At 58.2% G+C, this 16,963-nt stretch carries 22 protein-coding genes; 7 read left to right on the top strand and 15 right to left on the bottom strand.

The features are described 5' to 3' along the window. Positions 1-4 precede the first annotated feature (4 nt). Positions 5-493, bottom strand: coding sequence for a DUF2165 domain-containing protein (locus Q1A07_RS06475; RefSeq protein WP_299778856.1), 489 nt, complete (start codon positions 491-493; stop codon positions 5-7). A 76-nt stretch (positions 494-569) separates the two neighbouring features. Then, complete coding sequence (locus tag Q1A07_RS06470; RefSeq protein ID WP_299778854.1) at positions 570-2,234, bottom strand: ABC transporter substrate-binding protein; 1,665 nt, start codon at positions 2,232-2,234, stop codon at positions 570-572. A 639-nt stretch (positions 2,235-2,873) separates the two neighbouring features. Here Q1A07_RS06470 and Q1A07_RS06465 point away from each other — a divergent pair. Then, complete coding sequence (locus tag Q1A07_RS06465; protein WP_299778852.1) at positions 2,874-3,266, top strand: RidA family protein; 393 nt, start codon at positions 2,874-2,876, stop codon at positions 3,264-3,266. Here Q1A07_RS06465 and Q1A07_RS06460 read toward each other — a convergent pair. The 4 genes from Q1A07_RS06460 to hmgA form a co-directional block, all read right to left on the bottom strand. Then, positions 3,263-3,478: a hypothetical protein gene (locus Q1A07_RS06460; protein ID WP_299778850.1), complete on the bottom strand. Its 216-nt coding sequence runs from the start codon at positions 3,476-3,478 to the stop codon at positions 3,263-3,265. The two genes, Q1A07_RS06465 and Q1A07_RS06460, sit on opposite strands and share 4 nt — an antisense overlap. Next, complete coding sequence (locus tag Q1A07_RS06455) at positions 3,475-3,990, bottom strand: DinB family protein (RefSeq protein ID WP_299778849.1); 516 nt, start codon at positions 3,988-3,990, stop codon at positions 3,475-3,477. Before Q1A07_RS06455 ends, Q1A07_RS06460 begins: the two co-directional genes overlap by 4 nt. A 39-nt stretch (positions 3,991-4,029) precedes the next feature. Then, positions 4,030-5,283 carry a fumarylacetoacetase gene (gene fahA / locus Q1A07_RS06450; RefSeq protein WP_299778848.1) on the bottom strand — a complete coding sequence of 418 codons (1,254 nt, stop codon included), beginning with the start codon at positions 5,281-5,283 and terminating at the stop codon, positions 4,030-4,032. Between the two features lie 126 nt (positions 5,284-5,409). Next, on the bottom strand, positions 5,410-6,771 hold the full coding sequence (gene hmgA, locus Q1A07_RS06445; RefSeq protein WP_299778847.1) for a homogentisate 1,2-dioxygenase: 1,362 nt from the start codon (positions 6,769-6,771) through the stop codon (positions 5,410-5,412). 74 nt (positions 6,772-6,845) lie between these two features. On the opposite strand from hmgA, the gene Q1A07_RS06440 reads away from it, so the two are divergent. From Q1A07_RS06440 to Q1A07_RS06430, 3 genes are read left to right on the top strand one after another with little or no spacing between them, the layout of a single operon-like run. Continuing rightward, positions 6,846-7,292, top strand: a complete 447-nt coding sequence (locus Q1A07_RS06440) for a MarR family transcriptional regulator (protein ID WP_299778846.1) — start codon at positions 6,846-6,848, stop codon at positions 7,290-7,292. Positions 7,293-7,344: 52 nt separating this feature from the next. Beyond that, complete coding sequence (locus Q1A07_RS06435; RefSeq protein ID WP_299778845.1) at positions 7,345-7,635, top strand: hypothetical protein; 291 nt, start codon at positions 7,345-7,347, stop codon at positions 7,633-7,635. A gap of 9 nt (positions 7,636-7,644) precedes the next feature. Further along, a complete protein-coding gene (locus tag Q1A07_RS06430) occupies positions 7,645-8,358 on the top strand; it encodes a hypothetical protein (protein WP_299778844.1) in 714 nt (237 codons plus the stop codon). Here Q1A07_RS06430 and Q1A07_RS06425 read toward each other — a convergent pair. Beyond that, on the bottom strand, positions 8,355-9,164 hold the full coding sequence (locus tag Q1A07_RS06425) for a division plane positioning ATPase MipZ (protein ID WP_299778843.1): 810 nt from the start codon (positions 9,162-9,164) through the stop codon (positions 8,355-8,357). The two genes, Q1A07_RS06430 and Q1A07_RS06425, sit on opposite strands and share 4 nt — an antisense overlap. 224 nt (positions 9,165-9,388) lie before the next feature. Here Q1A07_RS06425 and Q1A07_RS06420 point away from each other — a divergent pair, with 224 nt between their 5' ends. Together Q1A07_RS06420 and Q1A07_RS06415 are read left to right on the top strand one after the other, a co-directional pair. Next, positions 9,389-9,688, top strand: a complete 300-nt coding sequence (locus Q1A07_RS06420) for a hypothetical protein (protein WP_299778842.1) — start codon at positions 9,389-9,391, stop codon at positions 9,686-9,688. Then, the gene (locus Q1A07_RS06415; protein WP_299778840.1) at positions 9,685-11,538 is read left to right on the top strand and encodes a methyl-accepting chemotaxis protein; all 1,854 of its coding nucleotides are present in this window, start codon (positions 9,685-9,687) and stop codon (positions 11,536-11,538) included. Before Q1A07_RS06420 ends, Q1A07_RS06415 begins: the two co-directional genes overlap by 4 nt. A 122-nt stretch (positions 11,539-11,660) precedes the next feature. Here the strand turns inward: Q1A07_RS06415 and rpmE are convergent, their stop codons facing one another. Further along, positions 11,661-11,882 (bottom strand): 50S ribosomal protein L31, encoded by a 222-nt coding sequence (gene rpmE / locus Q1A07_RS06410; RefSeq protein WP_299778838.1) that lies wholly within the window; start codon positions 11,880-11,882, stop codon positions 11,661-11,663. Positions 11,883-11,893: 11 nt separating this feature from the next. After that, positions 11,894-12,277, bottom strand: coding sequence for a 50S ribosomal protein L19 (gene rplS / locus Q1A07_RS06405; RefSeq protein WP_299778836.1), 384 nt, complete (start codon positions 12,275-12,277; stop codon positions 11,894-11,896). A 413-nt stretch (positions 12,278-12,690) separates the two neighbouring features. Here rplS and Q1A07_RS06400 point away from each other — a divergent pair, with 413 nt between their 5' ends. Next, positions 12,691-13,248, top strand: coding sequence for a hypothetical protein (locus tag Q1A07_RS06400; protein WP_299778834.1), 558 nt, complete (start codon positions 12,691-12,693; stop codon positions 13,246-13,248). A 45-nt stretch (positions 13,249-13,293) separates the two neighbouring features. On the opposite strand, the gene Q1A07_RS06395 is transcribed toward Q1A07_RS06400, so the two are convergent. The 6 genes from Q1A07_RS06395 to Q1A07_RS06370 form a co-directional block, all read right to left on the bottom strand. Continuing rightward, positions 13,294-13,596 (bottom strand): hypothetical protein, encoded by a 303-nt coding sequence (locus Q1A07_RS06395; protein WP_299778832.1) that lies wholly within the window; start codon positions 13,594-13,596, stop codon positions 13,294-13,296. A gap of 131 nt (positions 13,597-13,727) precedes the next feature. Then, positions 13,728-14,519 carry a tRNA (guanosine(37)-N1)-methyltransferase TrmD gene (gene trmD / locus Q1A07_RS06390; RefSeq protein WP_299778830.1) on the bottom strand — a complete coding sequence of 264 codons (792 nt, stop codon included), beginning with the start codon at positions 14,517-14,519 and terminating at the stop codon, positions 13,728-13,730. Between the two features lie 84 nt (positions 14,520-14,603). Next, entirely contained in the window at positions 14,604-15,386 is a 783-nt protein-coding gene (locus Q1A07_RS06385) for a hypothetical protein (RefSeq protein ID WP_299778828.1), read from the bottom strand. 3 nt (positions 15,387-15,389) lie between these two features. Further along, the gene (gene rimM, locus Q1A07_RS06380; RefSeq protein ID WP_299778826.1) at positions 15,390-15,896 is read right to left on the bottom strand and encodes a ribosome maturation factor RimM; all 507 of its coding nucleotides are present in this window, start codon (positions 15,894-15,896) and stop codon (positions 15,390-15,392) included. Between the two features lie 248 nt (positions 15,897-16,144). Beyond that, positions 16,145-16,531 (bottom strand): 30S ribosomal protein S16, encoded by a 387-nt coding sequence (gene rpsP / locus Q1A07_RS06375; RefSeq protein WP_195821586.1) that lies wholly within the window; start codon positions 16,529-16,531, stop codon positions 16,145-16,147. Between the two features lie 50 nt (positions 16,532-16,581). Beyond that, positions 16,582-16,878 carry a chorismate mutase gene (locus Q1A07_RS06370; RefSeq protein ID WP_195821587.1) on the bottom strand — a complete coding sequence of 99 codons (297 nt, stop codon included), beginning with the start codon at positions 16,876-16,878 and terminating at the stop codon, positions 16,582-16,584. Positions 16,879-16,963 lie beyond the last annotated feature (85 nt).

Here is a 16,963-nt window from a genome sequence, read left to right as displayed (position 1 = left end):
AGCTTCAGCCCTGACAGATCAGGATCATGGTCGCCAAACCCCAGAGCGTCATCTGGTAGTGCGTGTTTTGCGCACCCTCATGGCAGAACCAATAGCAAAAGTGATTGCCGATGATGAGAAACCCCGCCCAGACGGTCGTGAAGGCGGTTGCGCCCAAAAGCGCCAGCATCCGCCCGGTTTCCGGCAATGCCGTGCCCACAATCCCCATCAACAGGCCAATGGTGCCGAGCCATAGCAAAATACATGCCGCCGCCTCAGCGAGGATCACCAGCCGAAAGGCCAGTTTCTGTGCGGGGCGGTCGGTGATTGCGCGATGGGCAACGGACGCAAATTCATCAGGATAGTCGTTCCGCATCCGCGCCATGGACAGGACTTCTGCGGTGTAGGTCTCATTGACCTGCGGATGCAGCAGGTTGTCGCGTAGCCCCAAGGTCAGCCATGCGGCGATCAGGCCGGTGGCCACAGCCTGTGCCAACAAGAGCTCGGTATCCATCCTTGTGCCTCTTGGCGGATATCAAACGGTCAAGAAAAGGGCCGCGCAGAACGCGGCCCTTCGGATTTCAAATGGCTCAGGTCCAGGCCATACGCGCCGGATGGTATTCGAACGCGATATGGTGTTCCGCGCCCACCAGGCCCTCTTTGGTGAAGTTATAGAGTGACCGCCAATAGGGCTGGATCGTCACGCCTTCTTCCTGGATCAGGGCTTGCATGTCCTTCATCAGCTTGCGGCGTTCGTCCACATCCGCCGTGGCCAGCGCCACATCCAGCATCTTGTCGAACTCCGCGTTGGACCAGCCGAACTCGTTCCACGCCTCGCCGGACCGGTAAGCCAGTGCCCAGATCTGTACCCCCAGCGGACGGTGGTTCCAGTTGGTGGAGGAGAACGGGTACTTCACCCAGTCATTCCAGAAGGTGGAGCCGGGCAGGATGGTCCGCTTGACCTTGATGCCCGCGTCGCGCAGCTGGGCGGCGACAGCATCGGTCGTGTCTTTGCGCCAGGCATCGTCGATCGAGTAGAGTTCGTGCTCGAAATCGCCCATGCCCGCTTCGTCCATCAGCGCCTTGGCGGCGGCTGGGTCTACCTTGCGCGGCGGCAGTTCGGCGTAGTCGGGATGCATCGGACCCACGTGGTGGTTTTCCGCTTCGATGCCGCGTCCGCCGTAGCCCAGCTCCAGCAGAACCGCATTGTCGACGGCCATCGACAGCGCTTGACGGACCCGTTTGTCCGCGTACGGCTTGGCGCCGTCTACTTCTGCCAGCTGGTTGGGACGGATGACGATGGTCGCCGCCGTGGCAATCGAGTTCTCGACCCAGCCGTCCAGCGTGGCGAAGATGTCGATGAAGTCGCCCTCAATCGAGTAGAGCGCGTCGATCTCTTCGGCTTCGGCCGCCGCAACAAAGGCGGACGGATCGGTGCCGTAATCGATGTATTCCAGACGGTCGATGTAAGGCCCGCCAAAGACTTCCGTGCCCCACCATGTATGCTCGGTGTTCTTGACCAGCGCGCTTTTCACGCCAACCTCAAGCATTTCGGGCAGGTAGGGACCGGTGCCAACGGGGTTGTCCATCATGTTTTCCGGATCAAAGCCTGCGGGCGTGATCGCCGCCGGGTAATCCGCCATGCCGGGGATCAGCGAGATGTCGGGGCGCGGCAGGGCCAGTTTGACCGTGTGGCTGTCGACAACCGTGATGGCTCCGTCGATGGCCTGACCTGTGCCCTCGTCGATCAGCACGCCAAAACGACCGGCCATGGAGTTGCCTTCGAGACCTTTGTCACACCAGCCGGTGATGTTGCGCGCCACGTCTTCAGCGGTGAAGTCGTCGCCGTTGTTCCACGTCACGCCTTTGCGGACGTTCAGGGTGTATTCGGTGGCGTTGTCGTTGATCTCCCAGCTCTCCAGCAGGGCGGGGGTGAAGGTACCGTCGTTCTCGTAGATCACGAGGTATTCCAGCCAGCCGCGCGAGAAGTTCGCGATCTGCGACCAGTCATAGGTGCGCGGGTCCTTGAGTGCCCGGACTTCCTGTTGCATGCGGACAACGCCGCCTTCCTTGTGGCCGGCGGCGCGGGCGGGCGCGGCCATGCCGATCATCGAATAGGCTGTCGCGGCCGTCGCGCCAAAAGCGCTGGCCGTTGCCAGGAACTCGCGGCGGGTGACCGGATCGGTGCCGACCTTCCCCGCGGAGTCCACCACGGCCTTCGGCAAGGGTTTGCCGGTACGTGTGAAAAATGTCATCTTCTTCCTCTCTGTTTTTTTGCGCGTCCTGGTCAATGCGCTGTGCCGGGTATTTGCTCCGGCGCGGTGATGCAGTTGTTCTGCTTTCTTGATGCCCCTCGAGGGGACGGCTGAAGTGTCAAACGTAGCCGACGTGCCGTCAACCCTTTCTCCCCGGGGCCATAGCCACAGAACTGCCTGAACCCTGCAATTCCTGCAGGCTTCTCAAAGCGCTTTTAACACGGTCCGATGGAGGACCGAAAGCGGATGTCCGATGAAAGGGCCGCCTGGAGGCCTGCCTTGGACGACAAGCGGCGAATTTTGGACAGCTGATGTCGCAAATGCGCCAAGCAGTTACGGCAAGTTGTGGCAGCCCCCGAGCGATCTTTGGCAAGGCGCGCGTTGCTGTTCCATGGCCTTCAACGATTTCAAAGGGTGTAATTTTTTTCGGTATTGTTGGTGGCATTGCGGCGTTTTTGGGGATAGCGGGTTAAAAAACGTCTCGAATCCACGGCGCCTGACATCTGATTCCCTCGGTGAAGCCGCAGACACAGGGCGCTAGAGACAGGCCGATTGTTGCACACTCTGCGTCCATTTCGCGGTTTAACCGGCGCGCGATATGGGTCATCGTGATACGGACACTGCCGCCGGAGTCTGATCATGAAATCACTCTCTCCCAGCCAAATTGCGCCGCCGTTTGCACGCTATTCACATGGAGTGGAACTGCCCGCAGGAGCACGCCTTGTGCGGACCTCGGGTCAATTGGGTCTTGCGCGTGATGGATCTGTTCCGGAAGGCGCGGAGGCGCAGGCGGATATCTGTTTCGCGAATATCCTGTCGATCTTGCAAGAGGCCAATATGGGCGCGGGGAATGTCTGTCATCTGAGTGCCTATGTGACCGACCGGGCCCATATGTCCGGGTACATGGCGGCACGCGATGCGTTTCTGGCCAATGTGCCGGTCCTGCCCACCTCCACGCTGGTGATCGTGTCGGGGTTCACGCGCCCGGAATTTGTGGTCGAGGTAGAGGTTTGGGCAGCGTCTGAAACCTAGGGCGCGTCCGAATACTCTTTCCGGATCAGTTTTTTCAGTGTCCAAAGCAACGTGCCGCCAAAGAAGGCACCTGCGATGCCGACGATTTCAAACATCGCCGGTCCCTGCGGCATGCCGCGATAGACCAGTGCCGCACCCAGTAAGAGAAGCCCTGCGATGGACACACAGAGGCGAAAGATCAATTCCCTGCGGTTCGGGCCGAACTTGGTCATGACCAATAGACCTTTGCCGAGGGCGCACGTTCGAAAGAGAGGTGGAAGTCATCCAATTGTGGCGGGGCGATGCCAAGCGCGTGCAACTGTACATGAGCCTGACCGCGATGATGGATCTGATGCTGGAAGAGGTGCAGCAAAAGCGCCCGCACCATTTCCTCGACCACACCGTCCCGGCGGTCGGTCGGGCGCGTCTCCTTCATCGTTTCTTCTGTCAGATTTTCACAGAAAGCGATCAGCTGCGCATCCGCGGTTGCCTGATGCCGGGCGAGCGATGCCAGCGAAGGTTCGTCGTCTCGCTGGTAGACCTCACGCCCCAGACCTCCCTCTTCCAAAGCGTCGATGTAGTAGAGATCGACCTCGTAGATATGGTTCAACGTCCGCGCAAGTGAGGGGAAGAACCCGGGTGCTTCCGCACCAGCGTCCTCTTCTGACAAAGCCTGTGCCGCACGATAGAGCGTGGCATTCGCCCAGGCGTTGTTCTGTGCCATCTTTTCAAAAGCGATCAGCATATGCGCCTCCTGCGTTCTGAGTGTGGCGGCCTCGGGCGATTACGTCCAGTCCAGTGCTGGCAGAACCTTTCCCGCGCAGGCACCAAAGCCGATGCGGTACCCGTCCCCCTGCGCGTGCCCGGTCAGGGTCAGCGTGTCGCCGTCTTCGACAAAACACCGGGTGCCGCCATCTTGGAGCGAAATCGGCTCTTCACCGCCCCAGCTCAGTTCAAGCAGGGACCCGCGTTGGTTCTTTTCTGGACCCGAAATGGTGCCGGAGCCCAGCAGATCGCCTGAATTCATCGCACAGCCGGAGGAGGCATGATGCGCCAATTGCTGCGCGGCGGAGTAATACATCTGGTTGTAGTTGGTCTGGGCGATCACTTCCTGTGCGCCGCCCTCCGGCTCAATCAACACGGCGAGATCAATGTCAAAGAGCATCGGTCCGGGCTCCTGCAGATGCGGCAGCAGCTCTTTCTCGCGCGCAGGCGTTGACGTTCGGAAGGGCTGCAAGGCCTCCGTGGTGACGATCCACGGGCTGACCGACGTGGCGAAAGCCTTGGCCTGAAACGGGCCGAGCGGCTGGTATTCCCAGGCCTGGATGTCACGGGCGGACCAGTCGTTCAGCAACAGGTAGCCAAAGATCATCTGATCCGCTTCGGCCACCGATATGGGTTGCCCCATGGACGTGGACACGCCAACGATGGCGCCCAGTTCCAGTTCGATATCGAGCTTTTGGGTGGGTTTAAACGCTGGCACATCGGCGTCAGGCACCTTGATCTGACCCCATGGGCGGCGGATTTCGGTGCCGCTGACGACAACCGTGCTGGCCCGCCCGTTGTAGCCGATGGGGATATGCAGCCAGTTGGCAGGCAGCGCGTTTTCGGCGCCGCGAAACATCGTGCCCACATTGGTTGCGTGATGGCGACCGGCGTAGAAATCGGTGAATTCGGACACGACGATTGGCAAATGAAGGCGTACTTCGGACAACGGCACCAGAAACGGTGCCAGCTGTGCCTGCTCTGGTGCCGCTTCGCGCAGGAAATCCGTGAGCAGGGCGCGCAGGGCGGCCCAGGCGTCGGGCCCCAGGTCCATCACATCGTTCCAATAGGGCAGATCGAAGACCGGCTCATCTGCCAGCCGGATCAGGCCCGCGGCCTCGACCGCCGCCAGATCCAGCACCTGATCGCCAATGGCCACGCCGCAGCGCGCGTCCTGCGGATCGTTCGAGAAAACGCCGTAGGGCAGGTTGTTCAGGGGAAAGTCGCAGCCCGGATCATTGGCGCTGGCCACCCAGCTTTTCATCAGGGGCATCTAGTCATCCTTGCCGGGCGCGTCGCGTTTCTTGCGGGCTTGCAGCCAGCGGAACAGGAAGAACAGGGCGGCAAAAACGCCGATCCAGAAGAGAAGGTCAATAAGGGCGGTGCTCATGCAACGTGTCTATTTCTTCCCGGGCGTGCCGTCGAACTTTTTCTCAAGGCTTTCCCAGCAATCGATGTAGTCGTCCTGCAACGGGGCCTCCTCAGCTGCAAAGCGGGTCAGATGCTGTGGAAAGCGGGTCTCGAACATGAAGGACATGGTGTTGTCGAGCTTTTCCGCCGTGAGGTCCGCATTACTGGCACCTTCAAAGGCGTTCTTGTCCGGCCCATGGGGCAGCATCATATTGTGCAGGGACATGCCGCCGGGCACGAACCCCTTGGGCTTGGCATCATACTGGCCATAGATGTTGCCCATCAGCTCCGACATGATGTTCTTGTGATACCACGGCGGGCGGAACGTATCTTCGGCCACCATCCAGCGTTCGCGAAAGAGCACGAAGTCGATGTTGGCGGTGCCTTCCACGCCAGAAGGCGCGGTCAGCACGGTAAAGATCGACGGGTCCGGGTGATCAAACAGGATTGCACCCACCGGGCAATAGTTGCGCAGGTCGTATTTGCAGGGTGCGTAATTGCCATGCCACGCGACCACGTCGAGAGGGCTGTGCCCGATTTGCGTCTCATGAAACTGGCCTGCCCATTTGATCGTCACGGTGCTGGGCACTTCCCGGTCCTCAAAAGCCGCCACCGGTGTCTTGAAGTCGCGCCGGTTTGCCATGCAGTTGGCCCCGATGGGTCCCCGCCCCGGCAAGTCGAACTTCTGACCGTAGTTCTCGCAGACGAACCCGCGACAGGGGCCTTCCAGAACCTCCACCCGGTAGACCAGCCCGCGCGGGATCACCGCGATCTCCTTGGGCTCGACGTCGATCACCCCAAGCTCGGTGCAGAACCGCAGCCGTCCTTCCTGCGGCACCACCAGCAGTTCGCTGTCTGCCGAGTAGAAATAGGCATCCACCATCGATTGCGTGACCAGATAGATATGCGTCGCCATACCCACCTGCGTGTTCACATCGCCCGCCGTCGTCATCGTGCGCATGCCCGTCAGCCAGGTCAGCGGCGTGTCGGAATGCGGCACCGGGTCCCAGCGGTATTGGCCCAGGGACACCACGTCCGGGTCCACATGCGGGGCGGACTTCCAATGGGGCAGGTCGATCTTTTCATAGCGGTGCGAATGCTTCACCGACGGGCGAATGCGGTAGCACCACGTGCGTTCATTCTGGTGGCTGGGCGCGGTAAAGGCCGTGCCGGACAGCTGTTCGCCATAAAGGCCATAATTGCATTTCTGTGGTGAGTTCATGCCCTGCGGCAGGGCGCCGGGCAACGCTTCGGTCTCAAAGTCATTGCCGAAGCCGGGCATATAGCCGTCGGTCGTGCCAGAGCCGCTGGCGGCCTGGGTCATCCCTGCTGGTGTCACGTGCCGGTTCATGGAAACCTCCCTTGTCCGCAGAATGGCGCAGATGTAATAGTTGTTTTTGTAACTAACAAGGGAAGCCAAGTGGCATGCCAGACAATGACCGCTTTGATCTGCAGGAATTTCTGCCCTATCTGCTCAATCAGGCGGCAGAGATGAGCAGCCTCGAATTTCAACAGGTGTACAAGGACCGGTATGGGATGCTGCGCACTGAGTGGCGTGTGCTTTTCCATCTTGGGCTTTACGGTCGCATGACGGCGGGAGAGATTGGGCATTCTGCGAAGATGCACAAGACCAAGATCAGCCGCGCTGTGCACCGCCTTGCGGAGCGGCGTTTTCTCGCACGGACCCGCGACGCGGCAGACCGGCGTGTGGAGCATTTGGATCTGACGGCGCAGGGCCGCAAAGCCTATGCCGAACTACGCGAGATCGCGATGGAGTATGATGCGGCGCTGGTCGCCAAGATCGGCCGGGATCAGGCGGAGATATTGCGCCAGACTCTACGTGTATTGGCTGAACTGCCCCCGAAGGACTAACTGGGTTTTCGCGAATCGTGCTAGCCTCCGGCAACGTCATGGGGAGGCATCGATGAAAGACAGAGAGTCGGAGCGGTTGGATCACTTGGACGTGGGCACCCGCGAGATGCTCCTCAAACAAGTCGAAAAACTGGGCGAAATGATCCAGCGGGATCGTCTCTCGGCACCAGTTGTCGATCAGATAGCCAGCCTGGCGAAACTTCTACCGGGCCTGATAAACCGTCAGGGTACGGACATGTGCGACAAGGGGGACGGAGCCCAGGCGGAACAGTGGGAGGTTCAACTCAACGGTGTGACGTTCATCACCTGCTCTCACAATCCGCCCCACATCCGGCTCAAGTGACGTTACTCTATGCGGGACAAACTCCTGGAAGCCCTGCCGATTTTTATAGGCGCCTTGCTGGGGGTCTATTTTCTGAACACGCCTTTCCCGGGAGTGCTTGTCACTCTGGTATTTTTGGCCTTTGTCATTGTGGGCTTTACCGCGCGGGCTAGTGCCATGGCACTTCTGGCCACACATCCGAAAAAAGCCGTTCAGATGTGGCAGTTCCAGATGCTGACCCCGGTCGCATTGATTGGGGCCTTCAGTTATCTGGGGGGCTGGGCCCTGTCCGAGCTTCCGGGTGTTTTGCCGCATATTCCCGGTTTGGAAATGCCACCGCCGCCGGAGGGGTCCGAAAAACCGGACTACAAAAGCATTGCTTCTCCTTTGGCGACCGCAGCCGCCACATTTTTCGGATCACTATTCATGGATGACTTGCAGAAGGGCAAAGGGGGGTACTGGCCACCGGCGCAGATAAAGGCCGGTTTCAAAGACAGATTTGGGCCGAAGGTGGTCGCCCTTCGAAAGACCTTTGAACCGAAGGAAAATGAAACCACGGCCTCCCTTCGCATGCGGCTGAAACAGGATCTGGACGGGCTGTCCGCATATGAACAGGTCAAGCGTGCCGTCTATGAAGACAAGATATCAGATGAACATCCCGAAGGTTGGGGGTTCAGTGCTGTCCGCGCCCGCGCCGATATCGTGACCACGGCCTTCTTGGCAAAATCGGAGGCGACGGCCTAAAAATCCACCGCGACGTTTGGCAGGTTCAGCGCTTTCATCAGATCCCGCAACTCCTGGCGGGCTGCAACATTCGAGATATTCAACTGTTTGACACCAATGTCCTTGAGATCCAGCAAGGTCAGTCCGCGCGGGAAAAGTTCGCGAAAAACCACGCGTTCTGAGAAGCCCGGCGCAATGCGAAACCCGATCCGTTTGCTGAGGTTTTTCACGGCGCGTTCCATCTTTTCCTTGTTGACCATGCGCTGTGCCCCCATTCGGTTGCGCACGACGATCCAATCGATGGGGGTCAGGCCCGCCTGCGCGCGCAGCTGGCGCGCGTTCCAGACCATTTCCGAATAGACAGATGGCCCGAGGATCTCGTCGCCTGAGGAATCCGTGCGCGCCAGCAAGTCGAAATCCACAAAACTGTCGTTGAGCGGCGTGATCAGTGTGTCGGCCAGCGAGTGCGCAACCTGACTGAGGCGCGTATGCGAGCCGGGGCAATCAATCAGGATGAAGTCGTTGTCCGGTTCCAGCGAGGCCACCGCGGCTGATAGCCTGTGATCATAAATGTTCTCACCGGGTTTCAGGCTTTCGGGTGAGATTTCGGGCAATTCATGCGTATTCGGACTGGCGAGGCTCAATCCAGCCTTGGCCAGAAAGGCTTTGCGGTTTTCCGTGTAGCGCCCGAAGGTTCTTTGCCGAAGGTCCAGATCAAGGGCGCTGACCTTGTGGCCCATCCGGGCCAGGGCCGTAGCCACATGCATCGACACCGTCGACTTACCCGCGCCGCCTTTTTCATTCCCGACGACGATAATATGCGCCATTGCCCGATCCTTTGCCCCGGCCGCTTCCTGCGGCTCATGTATTGGGCGGCACTATATGTAGTGTTAATGAATTTGGGAAGGTGTGATGCAGGCGATTTACGCATTGTGTGACGGGTAATCCCAGATGGGTTTTTACAGGTACATGTCGGCGCACCAGGGAAGTCACGCTTTAGCAGCTTGTAAACCTTCACGTGCTAGCCAGCAACGAACTGGAAATGGTCCCGATGCCCTTGATCACTTACGGCCTTGTGCTGATCTCATTGCTCTTCTCCGGCCCGCTTCTTGCCCTGGCGGCGGCCAAACCTGTGCCTGGTGAGGTTGTATTGGTCATTGGCCCAGGCTGGGCGGAGCGCCACGACATGATTGTCGCTTCCGGCGGGCGCGTCCTCGGTCCGATAGAGGCACGCTTCGGCGTTTTTGCCTTTTCGGAGGAACATGATTTCGCCGCGTCCCTTCTGGCGCATGGGGCTTGGTTTGTTGTTGATGGCAGGCGCGCAGCCTTTTTGTGTGGAGTAGAGGCATGACTGAAATAGAGACCTTTCGGGATGATGCTTGGAAAGACGCGGCAAACAGGGCCGCATTTCAAGTGGCAATGGGGGCGGCTGCGCTCGTACCGTTTGCCCTCCTCGCGGCCTGGGTGGCGCAGAATTCTATTCTTCTTATCGGTGCAAGTGCCACGTTTTTTGCAATATTGGCGTTTGTAGGAGCGCGGATGCAAAACGTGCATGGACGCGTCCTTGTTGCAGTTGGGCTCGTCGGTCAGGCGATCTGCATCACCGCCGGGCTCTCCGGTCACGCCTGGCAGATCGACAGCCACATGATCTTTTTCGCTGTTCTTGCTGTCTGTATGATAATGTCCGAACCTGTCGTTATTTTGGCAGCGGCGGCGGCCATCGCGATTCATCACCTCAGCTTGTCATTGGCTTTGCCTGCTCTTGTTTATCCCTCTGTTGATATTGCGACCAACCTGCAACGAACGGTTCTGCACGGTGCGGTGGTTGTGGTCGAGGCGGCGGTGCTTTGGGTCTCTCTGAAGCAGCGTAACAAGGCTTATCGGGAAAGCCTGGCAAAGAACCGGGAAGTGCAAAAGTCGGCGGATGAGACCCGTGCGGCCCTGGCCAAGGCGGAAGCGGCGAAGACAGAAACCGAAGCGGCACTGGAAACTGCCGAGAAGGCTCAGAAAGCTGCATTGGAAGCGCGTCAGGCAGCCGAAACCGAGACTGAAAAGGCGATCGAGGCAGACCGCAACGCCAGAGAGACCGAAGAGGCCGAGCGCCGGAAAAGCGCGAAGGTCGAGGCCGAGCAAAAGCGGGTGGTCGATACCTTGCGGCAAGCATTGAAGAGTCTATCAACAGGGGACCTGTCCAAGCCCATCAACGAGCCGTTACCAGACCAGTACGAGGATTTGCGCCAGGACTTCAATAGTGCGTTGTCTGAACTGCATGATGCCATGGCGCTGGTTGATCAGAACGCTGGCACAATTGTGGAAGATGTGAACTCCATCGAAGACGCAGCTGAAACACTGGCAAAACGAACTGAGGCACAAGCGTCAACTCTGGAAGAAACCACGGCAGCGATCACTCAAATTGCGACCAATTCCAGCAATGCCGCCAAAAGTGCGCAGCAAGCAAACGATGCGGTGCTGAAAGCGCAATCAAAGGCAGGGTCTTCGGATGAGATCGTTGAGAACGCGGTGGCAGCAATGGCGGAGATCGAGGATTCTTCCGGGCAGATTGCAAAAATTGTGGGGGTGATCGAGGATATTGCCTTTCAGACGAACCTACTTGCGCTGAATGCTGGCGTGGAAGCTGCCCGCGCAGGGGATAAGGGGCGCGGGTTTTCGGTAGTGGCCTCAGAAGTAAGGGAGTTGGCCCAAAGATCTTCTGAAGCCGCGCGCGAGATCGGTGGCCTGATCGAAGCGAGTGGGCAGCAGGTGTCCAACGGCGTAGAACTGGTTAACAATGCGGGCACTGCTTTACGGAGCATCAATGGCGCCGTGGAAGAGATTGCTGAATATGTCTCGGTCATTGCAGCGGCAGCGGCGGAACAATCCATGAGTATTTCCGAGTCAAATGAAGCGATGCAGCAGCTGGAAGATGTCACGCAGCAAAATGCCGCTATGTTTGAGGAAACCAATGCTGTAACTCAGTCGCTTGCAGAGCAGGCGGAACGGCTCAAGCAGGCCATGGCGCGCTTCACTATTGGAAGTGAGCCTTCTGTGACACAACGGGGTTCGGCCCTCTCTTCATCGCCACGAAACGAACAGCCCGTGTTGAATGCCACTTCGTCGGCCACGGCCCATACATTTGATGGAAATGCCGCGCTTGCGCTGCAAGATGAAGACTTGGAAAGATCCGGGTGGGAGGAATTCTAATCCCTATTGCTCGGCTTGAACTGGCCGCCCCTTACGTTTGATGAGAGTTGAGCAATTGTCTTAAATGCACAAAAGCCACGCCGTAACAGCGTGGCTTTTGTGTCTTTACAAGAGCTCAAGGTTTAAAAACCCAGACCTGCGTATTTGTTTTTGAACTTGGAAACGCGGCCACCTGTATCCATCAGGCGCGATGAGCCGCCAGTCCATGCCGGATGCACAGAGGGATCGATATCAAGCGACAACTGGTCGCCTTCCTTGCCCCAAGTGGATTTCATCTGCACCACGGTACCATCTGTCATTTTGACATCGATGACGTGATATTCGGGATGTGTATCTGCTTTCATCGAAATGCTCCTTACGCGTCTTTTGCCGCGAGCGGCTTGTAGTTGGAATTCTCGGTGATCCGTGCGGACTTGCCGCGACGGCTGCGCAGATAGTAAAGTTTGGCGCGACGCACGCGGCCGCGGCGCACGACCGTGATGCTATCGATGTTCGTCGAATGTAATGGGAAAACCCGTTCTACACCCTCGCCAAAGGAAATCTTGCGAACTGTGAAGGACCCGGCAATCCCCTTGCCATTGTTGCGTGCGATGCACACACCCTCGTAGTTTTGCACACGGGTGCGTGTGCCTTCGGTCACTTTGAACCCGACGCGGACGGTGTCGCCCGCGCGAAAGTCAGGGATGTCTTTCCCAAGAGCGGCGATTTGCTCCGCTTCAATTTCTGCAATCAGATCCATCTGATCGTCTCCTCTAGTGCTCGTGGTTTGCTCCACGAAGGTTTTGCACGCAGTGTGTCGCGTAACATTTGGCGCGTCTCAGAGCTTCCGGTCCGTCATCGGGTCTGCGTTTCGCGCCCGCCGGGAGAGTTCAAACGTCGTTTCTTTTGATAGCCGCTGTGTAGTGGTGGATGACAGAAAGAAGCACCCCAATTCAACAACAACGGATCCGGACCACAAAAGCGATTCCGAACTCGCGCGGTATAGGGGGGAAGCCACTGCGGATCAAGCCTTATCAAGCGTCCCAAGTCGTATTCCGGTGTCAGGCCCGTTGTTTCAACGCTTTGTTAAGAAATGGCACTGTACCTTCATGCCAAAGGCGTGTTTTCGGGGGCGAGGCAGGCCTGCATCTTAGTTTGTGGACAGATTTGCAAATGTCATTCTCGCGCCGACATGCCCCCGAACCCTCTCCGGAACAAGAAGACCGGGCGCTCTTCAAAACCTATGGTGGGCCAATTGAGGTTGAGCTTTTGCCGCAGGTCAGCCGCACCGCTGCGCAAGATCTCCTGATACGTGCATTCTTCAAAAAAACAACAGAGATATCCGTTGTCTTTTCCGGTCGTCGTACTTTGGATACCGGGCCACTATCAGCACATTTGAAGTGGCTAGACAATCGCGCACGCCATGCTGCGGCGACTGTGCAGCGACCGCATCCCGGTCCAGATTACATTCGCTTGCCCGTCAAGATTAAGGGCGCGTGGCGGCAGCAGTTCTGGCGCGACAGTGACGGCAATGAGACTGGTACATATCAACTCGTCGCGGCTCGCTGGGCTTTTACGGACAAGAACGGGCAATTGCTGCAGTTTGGCGAACCGCCCGCCTATGACGTGAAGAGCAGGGCACGTCCCAAGTCCTATATCCTGCATCAGAGGGATATTGATGCCGTACCACGTTCATGGCGGCATGATTGCCTGGACGGTGGTCAAAGCTGAAACAGAACCAGTGATATGAATGCTACGCCAGAGGCGTCCAGCGGACTAGTCCATCACAGCAAATCGCATCGGCAGGGCGTTCCGTAAAACGCTGACCGAAATGTGTGCCTCTGAATAAAGCTGAGCGTTCTCGTCAAACTTAGGTTTCTGAGCGCGTGCGGCATTGGATGCAGGGCGGTGGGCCGCAACCGGCATAGAGGTTCGCCGCACGTGGTTTGGCTGTTCTACCTGTTTCGATGCCGATGTTTCGCGCGTCTTGTGGTAATTGAAACGCGTGTATCTCATATCCGCGCCATGGGCGGGCTGCTTTTTGGCGGAAGTGCCTAGTGCTTCCAAAAATTTCATCATGTGACATCACCCCTGATTTACACTTGCGACCATCTTCGATTGAAATTCTGGCAATTTTTAGCCAAATGCCCCACGGTTTGAGGCGAGAATCGGGCAGTTGGTGACGCGTCATGCAATTCGAAAGGTTGTGATCAGTCGCTCGTTTCGAACTCCTTCCAAAGATCAGGTCGGCGCATTCGTGTTAGATTCTCCGATTGAGCACGTCGCCATTTTCCAATCTCTCCATGGTTGCCAGATGTCAGAACAGGTGGAATTTCGCGTTCCATCCATACGGCCGGACGCGTGTATTGCGGATGCTCCAAAAGCCCTTGGGAATGACTTTCATCGACTGTGCTTTGCGCATTGCCAAGCACCCCGGGGAGGAGTCGGACAGTGGCATCGATCACGGCTTGAGCGGCCAGCTCACCCCCGGTCATGACGAAATCGCCCAATGAGACTTCTGTGATCTGGTAGTGCTCCAAGACCCTCTCATCCACGCCCTCAAAACGCCCGCAGAGCAGGGTAACACCATCGCAACGCGCGAGATCCCTGGCCATGGCCTGATCAAAGCGGCGTCCGCGAGGTGACATGTAAAGGATCGGCCAGCGCCCTGTCGCATGGTGTTGCGCTGCTTCGATCGCCGGACCAACGACGTCAGCCCGCAGCACCATCCCCGCGCCACCGCCTGCTGGCGTGTCATCCACATTGCGGTGTTTCCCAATGCCAAAATCACGCAGATCATGTGTGTGGAGTTGCCAGCGACCTTCCTGCAGGGCCTTGCCGGTCAGGGAAAGACCAAGTGTTCCGGGAAACGCGTCGGGGAAAAGTGTCACGACCCGCGCCTGCCACACGCCTGCCAGTTCTTCGTCACCGGACATTAGATCGCGCGGCTGTGCTGCCGGGCGGATCGTTTTTCGACCAAAAGATTTTGGTGTTTCACTCATGATGCTTCGTTTCGCAGGGGCTGCGCGGTGCATATGCGCGGTTTGGCGCCCGATGCGCAAGCTTTGATCGCAGGGCCTTTGCGGTCAGAACTGCGCATCAATGAGCGCCCGTTTTGCGACCACCAAGTCTTTGTCGGACAAATCGGACTGATCCAGTTTGATCAACTGCTTTTGAATTTCGAGAGGTGGCATCTTATGCGCTATGGGGCGGGCCACAATCCGGGCGCGGCGACCGTTTGGAATATCGGTTAAGTCCAGCAAAGCATCCAGAGGGCCGAGACGTCGTTGCGTGCAGTCCTCCAGCGAGGTGCTGACCACAAGATGTTCCGGCAAGGCATCGGTCACCTCGGCGACAACCTCCGCCAGGTTCGCCGCCTTTTGATAGCGCTCGGCAAAGGCGTCCTCGGACATGCCAACGCGGCCGCGTCGCATGCATTGCCAATAGCAGCTTTTCAGCCATGGCCCCGGGTGGCGCGTGGTGAAAAACACGCAGATGCGGCAGTCAGGGCTGGTGTGCAGGATGCCTTCGGTCATAGCCTGGAGAATAGAGCGCGTCGCGCCATAGTTGTGCGCACCTGCGCGACCGGGCATCGGACCGCTGAGGTTTTCCTCACTGATCAATAACGTTTTGATCCGGTCAGAATGATTGGCAGCAAGCGCGCCAGCTTCGCGTCGGATGACCGCAAGCGCTGCATCGTCACGTGATTGGGCGTACCTGAACACTGCTTTTGACAGTTGCACCAATTGGGGGCGCAACAGTACGCCAAAACGGTCTGGCAGTCTTTTCTTGTTGGCATCCATCGTCTGTTGCAGGCTGCTCGTACCGGTTTTGTGGAATCCCGGGTGCAAAACAATCTGTTCCAGCATTCTTTAAAAAAGCCCGTCGGGCGGGTCTGCAATAATGCGGCCCGCTGCAAGATCAACTGTAGGGACGGCGGCCAGTGTGAAGGGGAGGAGTACAGTTTCCGAAGAGGTCGGACGTTGTACTTCCAGCAAATCCCCTGCGCCATGGTCCAGAACAGTTTTGATCTGGCCCAGCAAGGTGCCACCCGTGTCCAGCACCTCAAGGCCAATGAGATCAGTGTGATAGTATTCATCGTCCGGCAGAGACGGTAGCTGGTCACGGGTGGCGAAAAGCTGTGTGCCTTTCAGCGCGTCGGCCTCTTCTTTTGTGGAGACCTCGACGATACGCGCGACAAAGCCATTCTTGATCGGGCGTACGAGCGCCAGATGGAACATCCGACTGCCGTCTTCAGTGGCCAGCGGGCTGTAGCTTTCGATGTCTTCTGGAACGGAACAAAAGCTCTTGATGCGCAGCTCACCCCGTACACCGTACGCGCCGCCAATGGCACCGACACAGACTTTTTCCGCCGTCATTCTTCCACTCCTACGCACAAACCTTCGGAAATTGCGCCGCCGCGATCAAGACATGTGTCTCGTTGATTAGCCCGCTCAAAGAAAATTCCCGCCAGAAAAGCGAACGTGATGAGCATCAAAGAGCGGATTGGCCTGAACATTGCGTGCCCGGACAGGAATGAGACAGCGAAGAGCCCGCAGAATCGCGGGCCCCTGCAGGTTTGGAAAGGCAGGGCGGTCGCAGCGGCGACGGCCCAAAAACCGCCAGCTTACTCTGCAGTTTCTTCCGCCGGGGCCTCTTCAGCAGGCGCGGCGGCCTCAGCAGCCTTTGCGGCTTTTTCTTCAGCACGTTCCTGCGCTTTCTTGCCCGGTGTGCCTTTGTTGGGGTTGTTGCGCTCGGTTTTCTCTTTCAGGCCAGCAGCTTCCAGCATGCGTGCAACACGGTCCGTGGGCTGTGCGCCCTGACCCAGCCAATGCTGAACGCGCTCGACGTCCATTTTCACACGCTCTTCGCTGTCTTTCGGCAGCAGCGGGTTGTAAGTGCCCAGCTTCTCGATGAAGCGGCCATCGCGTGGCATGCGGCTGTCCGCTGCGACGATCCGGTAAAAAGGGCGTTTCTTGGAGCCGCCACGGGCGAGACGAATTTTCATAGCCATTATAGTATTTCCTTCTGAGTTCAGTGGGTAAGGTGGGCTTTCAGGCCACCTTATGTCTGGTGGAGTTGATGGTGCTGAATAACTTCAGCGATGATGAAGTTGAGAAACTTCTTGGCGAATTCGGGGTCCAGATCGGCCCGGTTCGCCAAATCTTCAAGCCGCTCGATCTGCGCCGCTTCGCGCGCGGGATCGGACGGGGGAAGGTCGTGTGCGGCCTTGAGTTTCCCCACGGCCTGCGTGTGCTTGAACCGCTCGCCCAGCGTATAGACGAGGATTGCATCGAGACGGTCGATAGAAGCGCGGTGCTCTTTCAGCACCTCTGCGGCACGGGTTACGGCATCGGTCATCTTAAAACTTCCCATGGGCGTCAGCGACGCAAATTCCGGACGCCAGACCACGGTGGGTCACAGCCGGCGCCTCAGATACTGCAAG

This window comes from uncultured Roseobacter sp. (assembly GCF_947492555.1).
Classification (GTDB): Bacteria; Pseudomonadota; Alphaproteobacteria; order Rhodobacterales; family Rhodobacteraceae; genus Roseobacter.
Note: the sequence above shows the minus strand (reverse complement) of the source record. Positions and strands in the feature narration are given on the sequence as shown.